16 protein-coding genes are annotated in these 22347 nt (G+C 36.4%); 11 read left to right on the top strand and 5 right to left on the bottom strand.

Annotated features, from left to right (window positions below; all coding sequences use genetic code 11):
- Nucleotides 1–237: 237 nt before the first annotated feature.
- The 10 genes from BLO34_RS07515 (at nt 238) to BLO34_RS07470 (ending at nt 12134) form a co-directional block, all read left to right on the top strand.
- Entirely contained in the window at nt 238–1191 is a 954-nt protein-coding gene (locus BLO34_RS07515; protein WP_090754105.1) for a DUF5677 domain-containing protein, read from the top strand.
- A gap of 350 nt (nt 1192–1541) precedes the next feature.
- Entirely contained in the window at nt 1542–5198 is a 3657-nt protein-coding gene (locus BLO34_RS07510; RefSeq protein ID WP_090754103.1) for an Eco57I restriction-modification methylase domain-containing protein, read from the top strand.
- Between the two features lie 282 nt (nt 5199–5480).
- Nucleotides 5481–5867, top strand: coding sequence for a nitroreductase family protein (locus BLO34_RS07505; RefSeq protein WP_231959424.1), 387 nt, complete (start codon nt 5481–5483; stop codon nt 5865–5867).
- Nucleotides 5868–5872: 5 nt separating this feature from the next.
- The gene (locus tag BLO34_RS07500) at nt 5873–6268 is read left to right on the top strand and encodes a hypothetical protein (protein WP_090754100.1); all 396 of its coding nucleotides are present in this window, start codon (nt 5873–5875) and stop codon (nt 6266–6268) included.
- Nucleotides 6269–6542: 274 nt separating this feature from the next.
- A complete protein-coding gene (locus tag BLO34_RS07495) occupies nt 6543–6782 on the top strand; it encodes a DUF3192 domain-containing protein (RefSeq protein ID WP_090754098.1) in 240 nt (79 codons plus the stop codon).
- A gap of 220 nt (nt 6783–7002) precedes the next feature.
- Nucleotides 7003–8331 (top strand): serine hydrolase domain-containing protein, encoded by a 1329-nt coding sequence (locus BLO34_RS07490; RefSeq protein WP_090754096.1) that lies wholly within the window; start codon nt 7003–7005, stop codon nt 8329–8331.
- 285 nt (nt 8332–8616) lie between these two features.
- Entirely contained in the window at nt 8617–9576 is a 960-nt protein-coding gene (locus BLO34_RS07485) for a hypothetical protein (RefSeq protein ID WP_090754094.1), read from the top strand.
- A 99-nt stretch (nt 9577–9675) separates the two neighbouring features.
- Nucleotides 9676–10929 (top strand): serine hydrolase domain-containing protein, encoded by a 1254-nt coding sequence (locus BLO34_RS07480; RefSeq protein ID WP_090754092.1) that lies wholly within the window; start codon nt 9676–9678, stop codon nt 10927–10929.
- A gap of 84 nt (nt 10930–11013) precedes the next feature.
- The gene (locus tag BLO34_RS07475; RefSeq protein ID WP_090754091.1) at nt 11014–11787 is read left to right on the top strand and encodes a hypothetical protein; all 774 of its coding nucleotides are present in this window, start codon (nt 11014–11016) and stop codon (nt 11785–11787) included.
- Between the two features lie 50 nt (nt 11788–11837).
- Nucleotides 11838–12134 carry a hypothetical protein gene (locus BLO34_RS07470; RefSeq protein WP_090754089.1) on the top strand — a complete coding sequence of 99 codons (297 nt, stop codon included), beginning with the start codon at nt 11838–11840 and terminating at the stop codon, nt 12132–12134.
- Between the two features lie 90 nt (nt 12135–12224).
- On the opposite strand, the gene BLO34_RS07465 is transcribed toward BLO34_RS07470, so the two are convergent.
- From BLO34_RS07465 to pelF, 5 genes are read right to left on the bottom strand one after another with little or no spacing between them, the layout of a single operon-like run.
- Nucleotides 12225–16229, bottom strand: coding sequence for a DUF2194 domain-containing protein (locus BLO34_RS07465; protein ID WP_090754087.1), 4005 nt, complete (start codon nt 16227–16229; stop codon nt 12225–12227).
- A gap of 4 nt (nt 16230–16233) precedes the next feature.
- The gene (locus tag BLO34_RS07460; RefSeq protein ID WP_157686721.1) at nt 16234–18228 is read right to left on the bottom strand and encodes a hypothetical protein; all 1995 of its coding nucleotides are present in this window, start codon (nt 18226–18228) and stop codon (nt 16234–16236) included.
- A gap of 1 nt (nt 18229) precedes the next feature.
- On the bottom strand, nt 18230–19021 hold the full coding sequence (locus tag BLO34_RS07455; protein WP_157686720.1) for an endo alpha-1,4 polygalactosaminidase: 792 nt from the start codon (nt 19019–19021) through the stop codon (nt 18230–18232).
- Nucleotides 19022–19025: 4 nt separating this feature from the next.
- Entirely contained in the window at nt 19026–20642 is a 1617-nt protein-coding gene (pelG, locus tag BLO34_RS07450) for an exopolysaccharide Pel transporter PelG (protein ID WP_090754081.1), read from the bottom strand.
- Nucleotides 20639–22147, bottom strand: a complete 1509-nt coding sequence (gene pelF / locus BLO34_RS07445) for a GT4 family glycosyltransferase PelF (protein WP_090754079.1) — start codon at nt 22145–22147, stop codon at nt 20639–20641. The genes pelG and pelF overlap by 4 nt, the downstream gene beginning before the upstream one ends.
- Here pelF and BLO34_RS14560 point away from each other — a divergent pair.
- Nucleotides 22146–22310 carry a hypothetical protein gene (locus BLO34_RS14560; RefSeq protein ID WP_157686718.1) on the top strand — a complete coding sequence of 55 codons (165 nt, stop codon included), beginning with the start codon at nt 22146–22148 and terminating at the stop codon, nt 22308–22310. The two genes, pelF and BLO34_RS14560, sit on opposite strands and share 2 nt — an antisense overlap.
- Nucleotides 22311–22347: the final 37 nt, after the last annotated feature.

Raw genomic sequence — 22347 nt, 5'->3', positions numbered from 1 at the left:
TTAGTTCGCTTTCGCGAAAGCTGAATGAACGACAATCATTTTGCAATCTGGCGAGATGAAAGACTTCGAAATTAGCCGACATTAAACGTTTAGGAATGAAAAGGTTTGCATAACCATCCATTTTCGATATATAAGAAAATCAACCCGTCATTTTCTAAAATATTGACTGTCAAGTTATTTTTAGGGAAAATGTTTTAGGTTTGTTTATATAACCGTTGCCATTAATTTAACAAACCGATGAACCAAGAACAATTAAGAGAAGAATATACTCGGCTTACAAGATTAGAGAATATTGAAGATTGTTCTGACCTTTTAGATATTTATTTGAAATATCTATTTGAAGTCATTCGAAAAAATTCTGACGATTCTAATACGCGTGCTGAATCAGAGGCAAAATTAGTTCATCAAATGATTTTCACTAAAACAGGTCATATGAAAGAACTATTGAAAGGTTTTGAATATCAATCTGAGGACAAAAGCAGGAAATTAAACAGAATTATAGACCCAACTGTTATAGCATCTCATACAAGAAATCTTTTTGAAACAATTTCTATGTTCAACTTGGTTTTTATCAACACGAAAAATACCGACGAAAAAATCATACTTTACAATTTATGGGCGTCTGCTGGATTAAAATATAGACAACGTTTTAATGTAGTTATTAAAGATTCTGAAAGCCAGGAAAAGTTAGATGATGAAAAAAAACAAATTGAAAATTTAAAAGAAGAAATTGAAAATACGGACTTATACAAAGGACTTGAGGAAAAGGACCAAAATAAAATTCAATCAAAATTAAAAGAAAAGGACTATAAAATTCAATTTAAAGATAACAAGGTTGAATTTTTTAGTTGGCAAGAAACAGTTCCGTTACTTGGAGTTAGAGATGGAATAATGGATACGATTTATACTTATTTTTCATTATACGCTCATCCCTCAAATGTGTCTGTTTTTCAATTTGGTAATATGTTCGATAAAGAAGAAAATCCATTTATTTACATAACAACTTATAATTTAAACAACTTCTTTTTTCTGTTGAGCATATTTGTGTTTGATTATATCAAATTATTTCCAGAGGTCAAAACAACCTTTGAAGAATTGAACCAGATAGAACAAATAGTGATTGATAGACAAAATGTTTTTGCAAGAGACGAAAGCTTCTCGATTAATAATGAATGGAAGGCACTCGGATAAAATAACTAATGGCAACAATGTATATAAAATATAGCGCGAGTATTTGTAAACAAAGAGGTTCGGGCACTTTTTCGAGGTCGCCAAATTTTTAAATTAGGCTTGAGTTTAACCGAATTGATAGCGCACTTTCTCAGCGCTACTTTTTATATACTCGACCGTTGTAAGTAATGCGGAAATCGTGTTAAAATTGGTTATTTGAACTGAAAAAATTAACCTCACAAACAGCACATTTATTTTTTGCCAATGCGATAAGCCAACGCTCAAAAAATAAAAGAGCTGCTTCTTGCCAACGCTATAAAATTTTAAATAGAAAAAGTTAAATTTAAAATCTGACAGAGAGAATAAATTATATGGAATTAAAAATATTGAAACCTAGAAAATCGATAAATAAGGCTTTCTTAAAAATAAAACCGAACAGAACGGAAATTGAAAGTTTCAAGATGAATTTGATTCAACTACTCGACCGAACAAATGATGTTGAATCGGAAGAATTTCATAAAAATTTAGTGATTGATTTCTTTAAAAAGACTTACTATGAACCAAATCATTTTGTAAATACTAAAGGGAAAACAGATTTAGTCATCCATAATGGAAATAAAGCAAAAAGTAATGTTGGAGTTTTAATAGAAGCCAAAAAGCCTACCAACAAATCTGAAATGCTATCTAAGAACAAATTAAATGCTAAGGCATTTCAGGAATTAGTGCTCTACTATTTAAGAGAGAGAATCACTAATAAAAATTTAGAAATAAAACATTTAGTTGTAACAAATATTAACGAATGGTTCGTTTTCGACGAACATTTGTTCGAAAGAATATTTGCTCGGAACAATAAATTTGTAAAACAATTTCAAGATTTTGAAGCTGGAAAAAAATCTACAAATGTTTTCTATAATGAAATTGCAGCACCATTTATAGATAATATAGAGCATGAGATTGAGTTTACTTATTTCGACATTAGAGAATACGAAAAACCATTACGTAACGATAATCCAAAAGATGACAATAAACTTATTTCACTTTTTAAATTATTTTCCCCAGAACATTTATTAAAACTACCATTTGCAAATGACAGTAATTCTCTTGATATAAAATTTTATGGAGAGTTATTACATATTATTGGACTTGCGGAAACCAGAAAAGGAAGCAAAAAATTAATAGACCGTAAGAAAAAAGGTGAAAGAAATACTGGTACATTTCTTGAAAATGCAATAATTCAACTTGATAGTTTAGATAAGATAAATAGACTTGACAACCCTAGTCATTTCGGAACAAACCAAGAGGAACGCTTATTTAATGTTGGACTCGAATTAAACATAACTTGGATTAACAGAATTTTATTTCTTAAACTTTTAGAAGCTCAATTAAAAACATATCATAAAGGAGACAAATCTTATGAATTTTTAAATATTAAAAAAATACAAAATTACGATGATTTAAACAGCCTTTTCTTTCAAGTACTAGCAAAACAACAATCAGAAAGAAATGAAGATGTATTAGAAATTTTCGGAAAGGTACCTTATTTAAATAGCTCGCTTTTTGAACCAACTGGAATTGAACACGGAACATTATTTATTAGCAATTTAAGTGATGACAAAACAATTCCAATTTATCCCTCTACCGTTTTAAAGAACAAGAATGGAAAAAAAAGAACAGGAAATTTAAGCACACTTGAATACCTATTTGAATTTCTGAATGCTTACGATTTTAGTAGCGAAGGGAAAGAGGAAATCCAAGAAGACAATAAATCCTTAATTAATGCCTCGGTTCTCGGTTTAATTTTCGAGAAGATTAATGGTTACAAAGATGGCTCTTTTTTCACACCGGGTTTTATTACAATGTATATGTGTCGTGAAACCATTAGAAAATCAGTTATTCAAAAGTTTAATGAAACTAAAAATTGGAATTGTAAAGACCTAGATTCGATATACGATAAAATTGAAGACCGCCAAGAAGCAAATAGTATAATGAACAGTCTTAAAATTTGCGACCCAGCAGTTGGTTCAGGTCATTTTTTAGTTTCAGCGCTTAATGAAATACTCGCAATTAAAAATGACCTTAAAATTTTACAAGACAGAGATGGCAAAAGACTTAAGGAATATCAATTTGAAGTAGTTAATGATGAATTAATTATAACTGATGAAGATGGAGAATTATTTGAATACAATCCTACAAATAGAGAAAGCCAAAGAATACAAGAAGCAGTCTTCAATGAAAAGCAAACCATAATTGAAAAATGTTTGTTTGGTGTTGATATTAACCCAAATTCAGTAAAAATATGCCGATTACGTCTTTGGATTGAATTACTTAAAAATGCTTACTACAAAAATGAAAGAGAGCTAGAAACATTACCAAATATTGACATAAACATTAAATGTGGTAATTCTCTAATAAGTCGTTTTGAATTAGAGGCTGACCTTAAAAAAGCTCTAAAAAGTAGTAAATGGACTATTGACAGTTATCGAATTGCAGTTGATACTTATCGTAATGCTCAGAATAAAGAGCAAAAGCGAGCAATGGAAAAACTAATTGATGACATAAAAAGTGACTTTAAAAGTCAAATTTCATTAAATGACAAAAAGGTAAAACGATTAAACAAATTGAAAAGTGAAATCTTTTTGATGACTGAACATCCTCAAATGTTTGAAATCTCGAAAAAAGAAAAGACAGCTTGGAATAAAAAACTTAAAATACTTACTAAAGAATCAAAGAAACTAGAAACTGTAATAGAAGAAATTAAAAACAATAAGATTTATGAAGAAGCTTTCGAATGGCGTTTTGAATTTCCAGAGATTTTAGATGATAATGGTAATTTTATTGGCTTTGATGCTGTTATTGGTAATCCACCATATGGGTTATTCAATAAGAAACAGAATAAAAAAGTAGCCTTAACTACGGATAAATTAGCTGTAGAATTGTTAAAGCATAAATATCCAGAAGCGACAGGTGGAGTAATAAATGCAGCGAGAATATTCTATGCCTTTGGTATTAAAATTAGTTCTAAAACTGGTTACCAATGTATGATTATACCTTATGGTGTTTTAACTGATACCACTTCGGTTAAACTAAGGAAGCATATTTTCAATAATCATTCTTTATTAAAGGTTGAGGCGTTTCCTGAACGAGACAGCACAAAAAGAAGAGTTTTTGAAGATGTTAAGATGTCTACAGCTATTTTATTAACTTCTAGCTCTAAAGCAAATAATAGTTTTGATATTGGAGTGTCCTATAATAGAGAAATTTCTGAAAATAGAGCTGAATTCAAAACTCAAGAATTAGTAGAATTGAATCCAGAGTTAGTTCAAATTCCTTTGACAGATACAGCCTCTTTTAATCTACTTTCTAAAATATATAAAACTAAAGATGTAATTAAACTTGGCGCGATTTCACCTTGTATAACCGGAGAAGTAGATATGACTTTTGGTAAATCTGCTTTAACAAAAAACGATAATGACAAGTTATTATTAAAAGGTGTTCAAATCGATAGATTCATAATGAAGACTGAACAAAGTCAAATTTCTCAAGGAGATATCGAATTTATAAATGAAATAATATTCGACGACATAGGCTCTTCAAAAAAGATAGCGGACTCTCAAACTAAACGAATTGCATTACAAGGTTTAACTGGAGTCAACGAAAAGCATAGATTAAAAGGCACTTATATAAAGGAGAACATATTTTTAGCAAATTCTTGCAACTATTTATTAAAACCAAATAATTACGATTTAGAATTATTATTAGGCTGGTTTAATTCTTCTTTATTAAACTTTGTATTTAAAACAAGAAGTACAAGCAGTAATGTAAATGGATATGAGGTAGATAATTTGCCCTTTATAGATTCTGATTCTAATTCTAAAATTCAAGCATTATCACATAAAATTTTAGCCATAAAGGAGCAGAATATTGACGGAGAAACGAACTTATTAGAAAAAGATATTGATTATCTGATTTATGGAATTTTTAATCTGACTAAAAATGAAATTAAAATAATTGAAAAAGCCAACGCCTAAAGCCATACACATTTGCAATTCCCTATAGCCAAAGCTACGCCAAAAAAATTGCAAAGGAGTATGTCTTGCCAAGGCTAACATTTAAACTAAATAAGAAACATCGGAAAATCAAGCAGAACGTGAAAAGCACTACTAACAACAAGGAACTGAGGTAAAAAACAAGCCATTTACTAATTTAAATTAACCCACAAGTTTCCTGTCCAAAGATTTGGATATCTTCTGGTGTTGTAATTCTCCTCAAAAAGACTCTCCTAACATTCATGGCACAATACCAACAAGGTGTTGGACTGTGATACATTGATTGTTTTCAGTCGCATTGATAATATCGAACTGTTTGAAAAGCATGTCAACGAAAACTTGACGCAAAGCTCGGTCGATTATTTTAACGACTACATAAGACCACAAACAGAAGAACAGGTCAAGGCCTGGTTTGATAAACAAGTCTATCTAGCATTGGGAATTTTGCTAAGCGCATGCGCGCAAATGGGCATCGATTCCACACCCATGGAAGGTGTAGAACCAGAAAACTACGACAAGATCTTAAATCAAACAGATTACGCCACCATCATGGCAGTAGCCATAGGCTACAGAGATCCAGAGGACAAAAACCAACCCAGCAAGAATCCAAAGTCAAGGAAGGATCTTAGTGATGTGGTGGAGAGTATTTGAAAAAAATGACAGAACCTAAGATCAGAGATTATTTATTAGGGCTAATTCCTGCAACAGAATTAGTGAAAGTAGATAAAGCTAAAAGCGATAAAAAATTAGCATACTGGAAGGACGTTGAAATGATTCAGGAAGGTGAATTTATAATCACACCCAAACATTTACTAACTATTTGCGATGACGTTTTAAACGGGAATTTAAAACTCCATCACATGATGACCATTTCATTTATGGTGATCGGTTCAGATTATTTTGATTGGGATATGGAAGACAAAGAAGGTCACAAAGTTGGTGAAGTATTAGACGAGTGGTCTAATCCAACTATAAACTATCCTATTACTTTGCCCAATGTAGTACAGTGGCAAAACTATTTACTAAATCGAGAGCGTGAAATGAACTTGTAATAATTAGTATTGCAGTTGTGTACCTTTCAATTCAAATTTGATATAGAATTCAGCTTTGTCAACTTAATTAAACTTTGGGCAAGATAATTGTTTGTGAAAAGTCAATGAGTCTTATGCAGGATACGTTTTTCTACTTAACAGGTGGAAATAAAGATCATCGAGTATAGGATATACTTTCTAAATCAACCATACTATGAAAAATCTCAAATTTTATGTCCGTTCCGCTTTTGTAATATTGTTTCTACATTCCTTTGTGTCATGCCAAATAGTAAATATGACAAGTGCAAAAATGAATAAACTTGAATTAGGTATGTCCAAAGAACAAGTGACGCAGATATTAGGGAATGATTATACTATTGCAGAAAAGCGAGTTCAAGACAGCAACGAAATAGAAGTTTTATCTTATCGAGACTTTTACAATAAGGACGAATTTTATTTATTCCTTTTTAAGGATCAAAAATTAGAAAAGTGGTATCGAGAGTTACTACCTCATGATAAGGTTGAAGTTAATTAAATATTCACGCAACATTTTTTTTGGGTTTATTGACCTTATGATTCGCCTCTAAGGCTAGAGTATGTTACGTAATCCTTCTCACCATAATAATTAAATAAAACCATTCAATAATTTGATGGTAATAAGTTTAGCTAAAAATTAAAATTTAAATTATCTGTTTTTAACTGAAACAAATCACACAAATGAGCAACCTATAGATCAATCAGTTAAAACTTGACCAATGACTAAAGCTATTCTCACCACGATTCTGTTTCTCACGATTAGCCAACTCGGTTTCTCTCAAACCAATTTTGATAAAGAGAAACTAGACAGCTACTTTCAAGCACTAGAAGACAACGAAAAATTCATGGGCAGCGTTGCTGTGTCAAAAGATGGCGAGCTGCTTTACACCAACTCCATAGGCTTTGCAGACGTGGAGAATAATGTAGAAGCCACTGAGGAAACGAAGTATAGAATAGGCTCTATAACCAAAACCTTCACCACAGTATTGGCAATGAAAGCCGTCGAAAACAAGATGCTGGACTTAGATCAAACCATTGACAAATGGTTCCCATCTATTGAGAACGCTAGTGAAATCACCGTAGAACATTTGTTAGGACATAGAAGCGGTATCCATAACTTTACTAATGATGAAGAATATTTAACTTACAATACCCAGTCAAAAACGGAACAAGAACTGGTAGATATCATTGCCAATGGTGGTAGCGATTTTGAACCAGACAGCCAGGCAGAATACAGTAATTCCAATTTTGTATTGCTGACCTACATACTTGAAAAGACTTTTGAAAAACCGTATTCAGAATTGGTCAAAGAGCATATTGTTGAACCTATAGGATTGACCGACACCTATGTCTTTGGAAACTTAGATACTGCTAATAATGAAGCCAAATCCTATAAATTTCTAAATACTTGGAACGTAGAACCAGAAACAGACGCTAGCATTCCGTTAGGTGCTGGAGCCATCACATCAACACCAGTAGACCTCACCAAATTTGCAGACGCTTTATTTGCTGGAAAATTGGTGACGCCAGAAAGTTTAGAAATCATGAAAACCATAAAAGATGGTTATGGTAAAGGACTATTTCAGTTTCCTTTCTATGAAAATATAGGGTATGGTCATACCGGCGGCATTGATGGATTTAGTTCGGTTTATACCTATTTTCCAGAGAGTAAGGTTTCTTATGCTTTAACTTCAAATGGGACTAATATCAATAACAACGATATCTCTATCGCTGTGCTAAATGCTGTTTATAATAAGCCCTATGAAATTCCTTCGTTTACAAGTTATAGTTTGACCACAGAAGAGTTGGACCCATATTTAGGAGTTTATGCATCCAGCCAAATTCCTATGAAAATTACAATTACCAAAGAAGGAGCTACGTTGATCGCTCAAGGAACTGGTCAACCGGCCTTCCCACTAGAAGCCACAGAAAAAGACACCTTCAAGTTTGATCAAGCAGGAGCAAAATTTCAATTCAATCCCTCAGAAAACTCTATGATCCTATTTCAAGGCGGCGGACAGATTTTATTCAGCAAAGAGCAAAACTAGCGCGATGATCGATCGCACCCAATGTTAGCATCTCTTAATCATGTCCAAGGTCTACAAAAGACTTTCCGGGAAGGAATTTGCGACTCAATTCTATAGCCTTGTCTATAAAATTTTTGTGCAAAAGAATATAATTAAGTGATGCATTATATTATCATATCTAGTTGCATATAATTCAATCACATTTAGTACTCTTGCTCCAATCTTTGCAACAGTAAAAAAGCCGCGTATTGCTTTAATAGTAAAGAGGTTAACTTAGTTTAAGTTGGTGATTATTCACTTTGGAATATGGAATTACTAGTGCTGTATGTTGGTTTTATATTGGCTGCATATGCCGTGATCGGGAATGATGTTATTCAAACTCTGGGAACCTTTCTTACTTCTAATAACAAAACCCACTGGACGGTCTTGTGGGGTTATGCTTCAGCTATTTTAATAGGTACGTTACTTTACGGTTGGTATTTTTATAATGGTGATGTTTCATACGATAGATTGGATAAAATTCCGCTTCCAGAAACCTTGAACTGGTGGTATTTGATTGCTCCGCTTTCTTTGCTCATTATTACCCGTTTTGGAATTCCCGTGAGTACCACTTTTTTAATATTGAGTGTTTTCTCCAGTCAGCAGCTTATTGAAAAAATGGTGATGAAGTCTGTTTATGGCTATGCACTATCTGTGGTCTCTGCATTTGTACTGTACCTGTTAATTGCAAAACTTTTTGAATCCAAAAAGTCTATTGATAAACTGGAACAAAGCAACCAAAAGAAGTTTTGGATCGCTGCCCAATGGGGTTCCACCGCATTCTTGTGGTCTCAATGGTTGATACAGGATTTTGCCAATATCTATGTATTCCTTCCCAGAGATTTGTCAGTTTGGGAATTGGTGGGTTCTATTGTAGTGATTTTGTTGATCATGGCTTACATATTTAAGAACCGCGGTGGTAAAATTCAAGAAATTGTCAATCAAAAAGTCAATACGAGAAATATCCGTTCTGCTACAATTATTGATTTGTGTTACGGGTTAATTCTATTTCTTTACGGGAATTACAATTCGGTACCCATGAGTACTACTTGGACATTTATTGGGATCCTTGCAGGACGCGAAATTGCAATCAATTATTTACTCAACAAAAAGCAATTAAAGAACTCGTACAAACTCATCGCTAAGGATTTTGCTAAAGTTAACATAGGCTTGGCGGTAAGTATTTTCATTGTCTATGTCATTCAGCTGTTTAAAACAATGTCATAGGAAACATCGTTTACAAGATCGAATTTTAGTATAGGGTTCGTTCTAAAATATAAAAGATCAGAATTGGTTACTTTTAAATACCAACCAAAACCAATTCTCATGAGAACCTTCAAATACATAGGTCTTGTTGTACTAGCCATTATCATCTGGACCGCCTTTATTGGTTACGGAACCATGGATGGATTTCTACTAAGATCGATCACATCAGAAGATACTTCAGAAGCATTTATTGAAGCGGCACAAGAAAAGATAGAGGAAGACTTTGTCGGCAATTTTGCGATGATGCTCATAGAAGATGGAGAGGTCGCAAAGACCCATTTCTATTCTGTTGATCAACCTGTCAACGAGAACACTGTTTTTCCTGTGGCTTCCATTAGTAAATGGGTCACTTCGTTTGGAATCATGAAATTGGTCGAGCAAGGCAAGTTGGATCTTGACAAACCAGTCGATGATTACCTCACCAGATGGCAGTTACCAGAAAGCGATTTTGACAACAACAAAGTTACCATTAGGAAATTATTGTCTCATTCCTCAGGATTGGTGGATGACTTGGGTTATAACGGGTTTGAACCTAACGAAAAAGTCCAGACCATCGAAGAATCACTCACCAAAGCATCAGATACTGACTATTCTGACGGCGTTGCCATTGTTGGGTATGAACCAGGAAGCCAGTATATGTATTCCGGTGCTGGATATACCATCTTGCAATTGTTGATTGAGGAAATTACGGATTTATCTTTTCAGGAGTATATGACCAAAGTGGTGTTTCAACCCTTGCAAATGAACAACTCCACATTTGTAATTTCAGAAAAGCCCAATCTTAAACTGGCGCCCATCTATAAAAATGATGGAACAACCAGACCGATGAATACTTTTACCGCTTTGGCAGCAGCTTCACTATTTACCACGACTGCAGATCTGTCCAAATTTGTTCAAGCTAGTGTGTCTAGCAATCCAGTGTTAAGAGCAGAAACTATTGCTACTATGATTGAGCCAGAAACCTTCATTAATGAGATGGGAGTTTACGGATTAGGTCCGCATTTGTACAGCCAGAATGCTACAGACTCAAAGGTAATAGGTCACGACGGTAGCGGCAACGATGCGATCAATACCGCCGCTAGAATCGACCTAATGTCCAAAGATGGCATCATCATTTTAGAAACAGGTAGTTATGATATTGCCTCATCTCTCGCCGATGAGTGGTTGTTCTGGAAAGCAGGAATCGCAGATTATGTCGTGATCCAACGTAATAAAACCTTCTTGTTTCTTTTATTGGGAATTGGGGTTATAGTTATCATCGGGATTTCCATATTTATTTTCAAACGAAATAATAGAAAACGCAGGCTGGTATAAGAATCTAGCTGCTGCCTCTAATTCATTGGTCAATGAAATACATCAAGCCAATCTGACTAACTTTGCCCAGTTTCAAAAATCATCATGACAAATTTCTTTCAAAAGCAACAGCTCTTTTTGATTATACTAACGAGCGTCGCTATCCTAACAAGCTGTAAAGAGATGCCATCATATCCTACGGAGGATTCAACAATGGACGCGCTCGATCAAGCAGCTCTAGCAATGGAATCTCAATCTCAAGTTGACGCTGATCAGAGCAGTATAGATCCACTAGAAATTCCCGATGGATATGTCCAGTTTCAAAAGATAAGCGGTGATCTCAACAATGATGGGAAAGATGATCAAGTCCTGATCATCAAGGCGACAGATCCTGATAAGGTGGTCATGAATAGATTTGATAAAAAGGTGGATCGGAATAGACGCGGCATCTTGATCTACCTGAGTCATGGTGATGGTTATGAGCTTGCCCTTGAGAATCTGAATTGCTTCTCTTCAGAAAATGAAGATGGTGGTGTGTATTACCCACCAGAACTGGAAGTGACGGTAAATAATAACAAATTGTTCATTGATTATCTGCACGGGCGTTATGGTAACTGGAAATATACGTTTAGGCTAGAAGATGATTGTTTTAGGCTGATAGGATATGATAACAGCGACAATTATGGACCTATTGTAAATCGCACCACGAGCATCAATTTTTTGAACGGACTTAAAATCGTCAATGAGAATGTCAATGAAAATACCATGGAAAGCGGCGATGAAGTCTATGAAGAAACCCGATCCAATCTCACTAAAAACACGCCTGTGTACTTATCTAAGGTTAAGGATTTTGATGGTCTGGATGTGCCATGGTTTTGATCTAATTTGAGATTTTTCATAAATTGGCCTAACCAAATACGAAAATATAAATGATCATCAAGAGCCAAAACAGACGTCTTTTCACCATTCTAACCATCGCATTAGGAATTCTCTTGATTCCGGCCATCGCGATGCTCTTCACCACAGAGGTGAATTGGTCAGCATTTGACTTTATCGTTATGGGATTCTTGCTGGTCTCAACAGGTCTGGCGCTGGAGTTTATTCTGCGCAAAGTCCAAACCTCCAGAAATAGAATACTATTAGGAGTTGCTCTATTGGTAGCGTTGTTCTTGGTTTGGGCAGAGTTGGCCGTAGGTATCTTTGGGTCACCTTTTGCGGGAAGCTGATGCAATTCATTATGACCTTATAGATAATAATTCAATTATAGAATTTCGTCTAGGATTGCTATCATCAATGACTCAGAGAAGAACCGTTTTTCACTTCAAATAATACTTCAACCCCAGAATAAAATTATTGCTATAGAAATTCTTAATTGTAAAGAATTCTGCATTTGCATTTATGATAAAGTAATCTGAGACTGGATAACTCAAAGAGCCGCCATATCTAAGGAAACTGCCAGAGAATGTATCGAGAAAGGCACCTGTATTGATTTGTGCTTCTAACTTAGACGGTAGGTTCTTGTAGCGGTAATTTAATCCGCCGCCGCCATAGAGACGTTCTTTGATGGTCCAGTAAGGAAAACCTTCTCGCTGATCTCTATTCCCTAACATACCAGAACCTTCCACAAAAGGAATGAGTGTCGAGTTGGTAGCTAGTTTTAGGTTATAGCCCACCTTAGCCAGTACCAGACCGTCGACGGCACCATCAGTATAGTAATTCCCTTCTAGCGTCGCGACGATGTTCAAGTTGTTTTTAAGTTGCAACTCTTCATAAACAGTTGCTTGTGCCCGATAAATATTCAATGCATAGGCCGGACCTGTAATGGCAGGTTCATAAGAAAGCTGTAGCGAGTTATACAAGCTATCAATGGCAAGTGATGCCGCTGCATCTAGCTTATAAAACAACTGGTTGTCGTTAGTATCCATTTCTACAGTAATACCGCCATTGTAGTTTACTTTTTTAGTGCGTTCTGGACTGGTATAAGCGTACCGCGCACCGTAAAGGTTGAAGTCTCTATTAGCGGGATCATCTTGTCTTACAGGTATGGCATAGGCTGTAGTTTGCGTAAGACCAAATTGGTGTCTGCTGCCGTTTTTGGCGCGTTGACCATAGAGAAACCTGTTGTTGAGTTGGGTTGGAGAGAAGCGGTCTGTAACCAGGTTGCTAAAAGTTTCTAGAGTGGTACCTTTCTGGATGCGCAAGTCCTTGACCAATTTACTTTTTACGGCTGGGTTCAGCGAATTCCCATAGCGTTCTAAAAATACTTTTTTCTGCTCTACGGTAGCATACGTTACAATTTCATTCCATCGTTGTTGCTCAAGTTGCTGTTCTTTTAAAGGTAGTCTTCGCTGGTATTCATACGCTTTGATGATATTGTTTTGCGCTAGTTGCGTTTGTACCATCAATTTTAAAAAAGGTACATTTTCAGGCTGGTCATTTATTAAGACGAGTAACTCTTTCTCGAGTTGTTGGTAATCCCTCAATTCAAACAACCATTGCATTCTATCGATCATAGGTACGGTATCAGAACACTGTGACCAGTCCAGTGCCTTGCGGTACGCACCTATAATGGAAAAGGCGTAGGCAATATCTGCACTCGCGCCATGTAGTTCTTCATCTTCACACGGTGTTTTATAAAGCAATTCTTGAACCGCGCGTTGTGGATTGTTAGCCAGTAGATATTGAATGTAAGCTGGGTAGTCCGTTTCTTTAAGGAATTCAAACTCACCATTGAGAATGCGCCATTCCTTCACAACTTCTGCATTTAGATCACTACATTTTGCCCAGGCAATCGCTTCAGTATACTTTTGATCCTGTGCATAACTCCATGCGATGGAATTTGCCAGTGGTTGTAGATCTTCATCCTCACAAGACGTTGTTTTACTCAAATAGAGTTTAGCTTTTGCTGGATCATAATCAACGAGGTAATTGAGCAGCACCCGTTTCTCATCAGGATCATCAGTCACAGCGAGCGCTAGAATCGCCTTTTCTGGAGTCAATTCCTGGCGGCGTTGTTCTAAAAAATAATCATTGTATTGCTTCTTAAGTACTGCGTCATTGGGATATAAACGCATCTGGCGCTCCATCCAAGTTTTCCGAATGTATAAATATGGATAATCACTGTTTTGAGTCAGCTTTCGCGAAAGCGAGATCAATTGATCATCTTTGGTTTGCTGAAACCTTCGTTCTAAAAAAGGCCATATTGCAAATTCCCGACCAGACCATCCCAGATAGGTCTTGAGCGCCATCCAATCTTCTTCTAGATAACTATCACTGCTAGAAATCTTGTACTCTAGCCGGTCAACCGCTTTATCCAACTCACCGTTAGAAACGTAATAGGCGATCTCTTCATCAATGGTTTCAAAAACCATTCTACCGCTGGAATACTCTTCAAATTTATTGAGATAATCGATGCCAGCAGGAGCAAGTCCGGACTGATAATTACCGGAGAGATCCAGCTGTACTTCAGGTTTTGGAGTTTGAAAAGTGTACAAATAGCCATCTAAAAATGGGGTTCGAGAATACTTGAATCCTTTTACAGTCAGTTGATCCTCAATAGGAGCGATGTTCTTTTGCGAGACATAGACCATCCACGTTTGTTCTGTTTTTGAGTTGCCAGAAACGGTGATGTTTTGATTTTTAATATCAAAATTGAATTTTGATTCGCGCCATTGCTGGGTCTTTTGAGCAGCCTCTTTTGCAGTGACAATGGACAATAATGGATATTGCTTTTTAGTATCGGTCAAATATTTAGAAAAGGTAGGGAATAGGCCATTCTTGCCGTCTACGGTTTGTTGCCAACCCAGCTTAAATTTATTGCGATAGTCATAATCTCCCTTGCTACCTATGCCATCGTTTTCAGGAATTTGATAGGCGTCATCAGGATGTATAAAGTGTGTCCAAATACCGGTATATAAGAAAGTCGATTGATGCGCATAGATGCCATTTTGATTGATGACATAACCACTCGTGACTCTAGGGAAATCGTAAAAATTATCATTGTAGGGTTCAGGATCAAACTCACGCGCAGCGCCTTCTTCAAAATCACCGAAATACAGGCTGCTCATCACCTTAAGCGATGGAATCGCAACGCTCAAGGCGTCAATTCCTGTAGGATCAATAATATTGGATGGAGGCACATAAGTAACGGGCAGACTTCCAAAACCTGACGACTTCCATTTTTTAATGGCGCTTGAAAGTGAAATCTCCATAACTTCCTGATCTGGCCAGTCCTGAATGGTAAGCGACTGGTGATTGTATCCATGAAATCCTATTTCATGACCACTTGATATTACAGACTTCATCAAAACGTCTGAGGCTATCAATTTTTTACCGTTTATGTTGATTAAGGCGTTATCCCATTCTGGAAAAAGAAATGGAGGTTCTGTCTTGCCTCTATAATCAAAGGCAGGAATTGCTGTGTATGAGATTCCAGTCTGTCTCGCGAGCCGCTGCATATCAGGCCACCAGTTTTCTTGATAAAAGTCTTGTTGGGATTGGCTAAATTCTGTTTTAATAGGCTCAAGTTGTGACTGATAAAGCGGCGATGGAAAGTCATCCAGAAAAATAGCTCCTACATTAGCTACTGGATATGGAACCGCTTCAAGGCCACTTAAGATCACTGAAAAATAAAGGCCACGATCTTTCTTTTGGGAATACTGTGTGGAGTTAAAACTAATTACCTGACCATTCCCAATCTTATGTTTTATAATGGATGGATATTCAGGATCGTTAACTGCAGTGGCTAGTACCTCAATGGTAGGCAGGAAATTTTTTGATTTAAGTCCGTAATGGTTAATGTCATTATCATATTCTCCATTTTTGAGATTGGGAATCAGCTCCTTTTTGAAGACATAGCTATATGATGTAACATCAGTTTCATAGTTGGAATTTCGTTTCACGCCGGCAAGAAATCCAAACTTTGCATCGTCTGACGTGTTCGTAAATACCAACGTATTTCCTTTTACCACAAAACTTATAAGACTTTCAATAGCTTTATTGTTAAGTGCCTTACTATCTTTCACTACGACAACTTTTGAGGTTTCAGGTAGTGATGTATCGTTGTTGAAATCGCTAACGTCTATTTGCTGGTAAGGAATCTTTGTATAATTGACCGTCTTCCTGATCTGATTATTGTAGTTATTGCTTTCGGGATCTTTGGAGTCCAGAAGGAAGACCACCATAGGTTCCTTACTATCCTTATCGTATGTAACCCTGGTGACTTCTATACCGGCTTTATCACTTGCGCATCCATTGAAAAATATGGATACTACAGCCAGTGATAAAATATATTTAAAGATCCTGAAGTTTCTGTTATTCATTGATTTAAGATAGTAAATCCATTACTCTTGTGGATTTTGGGATGTTGATGATTTCATAAACTGTAATATTTTCAGTTTTATAATAAGGCTTTATAGTGCGACCTCTTTTCTTTAATATCTGAAGCAAGTCCATCACTTCTTGCTGCTGTATGCGATTTATAATGTTCTCACCATCGACTACCTTATTTTCATCATAAATGATGACCATGACACTTTGAGGTAAAACGATATCAGGATGAGTTTTCAAATAATATTCATCTGTTTTATGCTGCTCATACTCTAGATCTCGTTCAGGATATTCTTCTATAAAGGTTTTGTAGTCCAGAAAATATTGATTCCCATCACTTAATCTAGCATTACGATCATTGTGAACTAGGGCGTAGGAAAAGGGCAACAATTCAGTATTCATGTAATCGTACACATTGATAATCTCACCATAAACTGGATTTTTAGTTGGATAACTGTCGATGCGATCCATAGGAATTTGCCAGATTATGATACCGAAAACAAATAATGCCAAACCTATTTTTGAAGTTAATTGAAGCGTATCCGTTTTCATAAAATGAACCAAAGTGACGTACAGTGAATACATAATACCTGTAATGAGAATAGGTATAAAAACACATACCACTTGCAGCATCAAATCCTTGTCAATGAACGTCAGATCCATCGAGCTCATGATCATAATAGCACTCGTCAAACTTGCGATCATAATCAATCCCTTGTATGCAGCCTCTTTTGAATACAGAAATACAGCGACTCCCAACCATGCTAATGAAGCGGTCACATAAATGATCTCAAGCTGAGCCAAAGGAAGAATTAATTGAGGCGTATAGGTGTAGCTATTGTAATTAAAAAGATTGGAATACAAATAAGAAGATAAATCTGTGTCTTGATGTAGAGAGGCTAACACGAGAATGCCCAAGCCTATAACCATTGCCAATAAATAGGATGATATCGCGCTTGCCACTAAAGACCTATGTGACTTAATTTGAAATATTCCACAGATGGCAATTCCCAAAGGAACGATCCAAACAAACACAAAAAAGTCAATAAAAAATATACCCAGCAACAGAAGAAACTGTGATACAATAAATTGTCTAGGCCGGTTTTTTTGAGTGATTGGATAAATCTGATATACTAAATATGGTAAGAATATGGATAAGGCCAGGAAAACCGATTTGGGCTGCGTGATTAGGTTGATGTTTAAGGGCAACAGCACATATAAGGCAGTAAATGAGAGCCCAGCAACCATTCCCGAAACAACTGTGTTACCCATTAATTTGTTGACGGTCCAGAATAAGGAAATGGTGAGTAATGCAGCTTCTATCAATCCAAATGAAGTCAAAGCGATATCGTCAGTAATACCGGTAATCTGGCTATAAAAACTGATGATGGCAAACTCACCCATCATCGTACCTTGGTTAAAGAACCAATGCTGCAAAGAGAGATCTTTTAAATGGGCTAGATCAGAATACCATAAATCACTCAACAAATAACTGTCATACTTGAAAAAGTAATAACGAGATCCATAGGCGATGACCGCTAGAATCGCACCTACAAACATTTGATATTTCAGAAGTTTACGATTCAGGTCTTTTTTACCGATCTGATTATTGGCTTTCCGAAAATTGCGCAATGAAATCCAGGATTGTTTATTTTCTGTAGCTCTTATGATATAAAGAATACTGCGTCTCCTGATTTTTTCCAACTGATTTAGAAGAGGCTTACCTTTTTTGAGTCGTAAAAAATTAAAGAGCAGCACAGCTCCTAAAATGGAAATAACCACCAATAGATCATAAGCATCTAATTGAGTCAATACCATAGTAACGATGGTTAATAAGCTTATCACAACAAGGTATCGCATCACAAAATAATCCATGCCACGCCTGGCAGATTTCTTTTTGATGGAGATTAAATTGATCAAATACACCAACCCAAAAAATAGCATTAACCTAAGCGGTCCCCAAAACATGGATGGCGTATAGAATAAATCCATACTAAGGTCTAAATTCAGGAATCTTCTGTAGGTCTATCTGGCCTACAAATACGTCGAATTGATAGGGTTTCAAACGATTCAGTATCTCTGTTCTCAACTTTTGAGAATCAGCATATTCAATGAGTAAGATGGGTAGATTATATGTGTCGCGTATTTCAACAGTGCTATTGAGGCGTTCCTCAAACCCGTCATTGGAGCGCATCTGGTACTGCTGTGTTTCAAAATTATAATCACTCGCTACACTTTCCACCGCAACGATATCTATATATGGTTCAGTAGCATCTACGATTTGTAAACCTGCGTTTTGCATGAGCACGCTTTCGCGAAAGCGAACTTTCAATTCTTTCAAAAATGACACGAGAGCAGCTTTATTATTGGGAGTCGGGCCAAAGCTGGTATAGTTATCCAGATTGTCGAGGAACAGCCCATCAAACTTTTTAACCGCTAGATGTTCTTCAATAAGGGAAAATAGAGCCTCTCGAGTTTGTGGAGCGGCAATATCAATGACATAACTATTCCATATTTCATTATACTGTAGGGTTTCCTTTTTAATTTCCTGATAATGTACGGCGGCAGCATTCACCTCGCCTAGACTAATATAAGCGAGTACTTTCTTGTTTTGGGTTTTTAGTAAGGACACATCTTCTGGACTGAATAATTGTGGCTCAACAACCACATAGTCCAAACCGCTAACCGTATTGGGATAAAAATCGCCGTAACAGATCAAGGCATTATGGACCGTATGTTGAACTGTCTTACAAGAGCTTGTAATGGTCAAAAAGGAAAATATCATCAATTTAATAGGCCGCATAATAATAGTAATCCAGTTTTTTGAAGAATCTAAAGGTAACCAGTGTGCTCCATGCTGCAAATAATATGGAGCCAGCCAGCATTCCAACTGCAGCATACTCATATGAAATCCAGCGACTCATTGCGATACCAATAATTCCATTCAAAAGTATGGCGCAAATGATAAATATCACCGGTGTTTTGTGTCTATTTAACGTGTACAGATACAGTACGTTAAGCATGCCTAAGGTGAGCATGAAATATCCCAAACTACCCACAGCACAAACCCATAAACTTAGATCATTCAAACGACCGTTGAAAGCAGCCTCATAACCCCAATCTTGTGTAACAATAAGGTATAAAGCAACAAAAACTAACAAACCACTGATCAAAAATAGAGCTAAGTGATTTTTATAATGACGCATCATTTTGCGATTGAAATTGTCAAACTGATGGAAACGTTCCGTTCTCTGGTGGTACTCTAAAAATCTTGAAAAAGATGAAATGCTATATTCCATCACGCCAGCAAGAAGAAAGAAAACAAGAATAGCAAGATCCATCCCTATTTCATAATTGGGTTCATAGTAGATAAAGTAAGGTAACTCTCTTCCAGCATGACTGGACCACGCGATAATCCTATCCATAAAGACAAAAACATACAATAATGTACCATAAATAAAGTAATTGACATTTCTATATACAGCCAGCGCCTTGCGAGGTATCTGGTCTGTATAACTTTTACTTTTTGCAATAATATTCTGGAAAAAATAATGCAGGTACAAAATTGATATACAGAGACCAATCAATATTCCTATCCAGTGAATCAAATAGGTGTTCAGATTTGTGTACCAATGAAGGAGCAGCGTTATTAACGTGCTTATCCCAACTGCGACAGAGATCATCCAGCGTCGTTTGACGGTGTATAAAGGTGCTAGAGCCAGTAATAAGGAACCTATTAAAAAGGCATAAATAAATGTGATCGTAATAAACTTGAATGGAAAAAGCCTAATGAAAGAATTGATAATGGCAAGGATGGCAAAACCTACCGCCATCATTTCAAGACCTATTATATGTATTTTTTGGATAACGCGATACGTCATCTGATAATCTTCATTATACCAGTAGAAGGAGACTTGTTTACCTGTGGCTTGCACAAATCCGCCGGTCGCTACAAGGCCTAGAATAACACCTAGAACTACAGCGGTGCTCTGCAAATTGTTGAATCCCACAAAAGTCCATAATGAGAAACCGAATAGGATTACAGCAACAATCTGTATTACAACAGGTAATAAGTGAAACATACCAATGCTGTAATCTTTAATAAAGAGTCCCGCGCGACCACTTAGATAATCATTAATGGATATGCGCTTGTAGTTGTTATTTTCTGCAGTGAGTTGATTCTCATTTTTAAGCTGGTTAAATTCTGGAGTATCCAGCTTTTCAAAAATAAACTGAGCGAGTTCATCTGTTGTTTTAAATCCATAATCATCAATCAAGTCCATCTCACGTATCCCGAACGATTCTATAGTTGCTATAATAACAAAGGAATTGATAGGTTTGCCATTCCGTTTTTTGATGGCATCTATTAAGGCTTTCAGCTGTTGATTTTGTGCATTCGTTCTCATGCCGGTGAGTGCTTTATGGTTGATTCGGCATGAAGTTTTTCATAACAATCCTCATAGGATGAGATGAACTTATCTACTGTAAAATGATCTAAAACTCGCTGGCGACCATTTTTACTCATTTGTAAGCGCAACTCTGCATTAGTTAATAACTCAATAACTCTGTTCCCTATTTCTATCGAATCTTTAGGCTTGCATAGAAATCCAGATTTTGAGTCCAGAGCTTCCCTAACGCCGCCTACATCTGTAGCTACCACGGGAACTCCGCTAGCCATGGACTCGATGACTGTGTAGGGAAAACCTTCAGAGATTGAGGTCAGGATAGAAATATCACCTTCGGCAAAAAGCAGTTGTGGATCTGGTCTTTGTCCCATGAATTTGAAATTCTCCTGAATATTCAGTTGCTCGATAAGCGCAATACATTCTGCTGTGTATTCGGGAACGGCTTCATCATCACCGTACAAGAGATATTGAATGTTGGGAATGGTTTTACTGGCATGAGCACAGCTATGGATCATAGTAATGATATCCTTGAGTTCAAAGACTCTAGCCAGCGCAACAACCGTAGGAATATTTTTTAAATGGTCAGGTTTTGGTCTTGGTTTGAAAAGTTCTGTATCCACTCCATTATATACCACGCTAATTTTATCAGCCGGTGCACCATACCATTCTTCCCACTTGCGATTAAACTCATTGACAGATATGATCAAGTCTGCCTTGAAGTAGCACAGTCTAGTAATGGCCTCAGAGAACTTAATCAATAAATTTTTAAGAAAAAATGGATATTCAGAATTGTTGATGGCCAGCAGTCGTTCTCTAATGAAAACACCGTGCTCAGTCAACAGGATACGAGAGTTATATTTATAACTAGCAATAAGGGCAGCTATGGTAGGGAATCCACTAAGTGTGAGGTGTGCGATGTCAGTTTTAGGAACATCAGTTATAGCTAGCGGGATCAAAAACCGATAAATCCAACGCATACCTATGGTCATATCCATGATGGTCGCGCTGGGATTTCGATCTGGAATGACAACTTGTTGTATCACCTCTTTGTACGTTTCCCAAACAGCCTCACTGCGCATGGTTTCTTTGTAATCATAGTCTTCAAAGAAATGCCAGAGTTTACGGAACATAGCGTCCAGTCGTGGCATATCCTGTTTCTCGTTATAAATAAATTCCAGCAGTTCACGGAATACTGGCACAAACTTTTCTCGAACCACAGCGTCCTGCGTCCACTCCTTCTTACCTATAGTTTTATAATATTGATCACCATAGTCAATATAATCAAAGGGCTCATCTGCAGTCCATAGCGGTACTTGAAAGACCTCATTTACGGAACTAGGCAATTCATACCTAGTTTTTGTCTCAAACGCTGCATTAATTGAATAAATCGTGAACTTAACACCGGTAGTCTTACTACATAAAATATGGGCCCATGTTGAAACACCACCGCCGTTAAAGGGATAGGTGCCTTCAGTGATTAGAAGAACTCTAATTTTAGGATCCATGACTACGAATTTAACAAACGCATTATTGCTTTTGTTGAGAGCACTTCAAGCAGCGAAAATAGAACCTATAAAGCACTCCATAACTATAAGTTTTGATCAAATGATTGATGGTGTTTACGCTTTCGCGAAAGCGAGGTTATCATCCATCTATAACCTTCATTAAAAAATTCCCAAATAGAATTATCTGTAGGTGAAAAGGA

The organism is Nonlabens sp. Hel1_33_55 (assembly GCF_900101765.1).
GTDB lineage: Bacteria > Bacteroidota > Bacteroidia > Flavobacteriales > Flavobacteriaceae > Nonlabens.
The sequence above is the reverse complement of the archived record's forward strand: the minus strand, read 5'-3'. Positions and strand labels throughout refer to the sequence as shown.

Coding starts and splice junctions, on each gene's coding strand:
- BLO34_RS07490 (WP_090754096.1), top strand. CDS start 7,003: ATGACTAAAGCTATTCTCACCACGATTCTGTTTCTCACGATTAGCCAA.
- BLO34_RS07460 (WP_157686721.1), bottom strand. CDS start 18,228: ATGGATTTATTCTATACGCCATCCATGTTTTGGGGACCGCTTAGGTTA.
- BLO34_RS07455 (WP_157686720.1), bottom strand. CDS start 19,021: ATGATATTTTCCTTTTTGACCATTACAAGCTCTTGTAAGACAGTTCAA.
- BLO34_RS07515 (WP_090754105.1), top strand. CDS start 238: ATGAACCAAGAACAATTAAGAGAAGAATATACTCGGCTTACAAGATTA.
- BLO34_RS07485 (WP_090754094.1), top strand. CDS start 8,617: ATGGAATTACTAGTGCTGTATGTTGGTTTTATATTGGCTGCATATGCC.
- BLO34_RS07510 (WP_090754103.1), top strand. CDS start 1,542: ATGGAATTAAAAATATTGAAACCTAGAAAATCGATAAATAAGGCTTTC.
- pelG (WP_090754081.1), bottom strand. CDS start 20,642: ATGAGAACGAATGCACAAAATCAACAGCTGAAAGCCTTAATAGATGCC.
- BLO34_RS07480 (WP_090754092.1), top strand. CDS start 9,676: ATGAGAACCTTCAAATACATAGGTCTTGTTGTACTAGCCATTATCATC.
- BLO34_RS14560 (WP_157686718.1), top strand. CDS start 22,146: ATGACTACGAATTTAACAAACGCATTATTGCTTTTGTTGAGAGCACTT.
- BLO34_RS07495 (WP_090754098.1), top strand. CDS start 6,543: ATGACAAGTGCAAAAATGAATAAACTTGAATTAGGTATGTCCAAAGAA.
- BLO34_RS07465 (WP_090754087.1), bottom strand. CDS start 16,229: ATGAATAACAGAAACTTCAGGATCTTTAAATATATTTTATCACTGGCT.
- BLO34_RS07500 (WP_090754100.1), top strand. CDS start 5,873: ATGACAGAACCTAAGATCAGAGATTATTTATTAGGGCTAATTCCTGCA.
- BLO34_RS07470 (WP_090754089.1), top strand. CDS start 11,838: ATGATCATCAAGAGCCAAAACAGACGTCTTTTCACCATTCTAACCATC.
- BLO34_RS07475 (WP_090754091.1), top strand. CDS start 11,014: ATGACAAATTTCTTTCAAAAGCAACAGCTCTTTTTGATTATACTAACG.
- pelF (WP_090754079.1), bottom strand. CDS start 22,147: ATGGATCCTAAAATTAGAGTTCTTCTAATCACTGAAGGCACCTATCCC.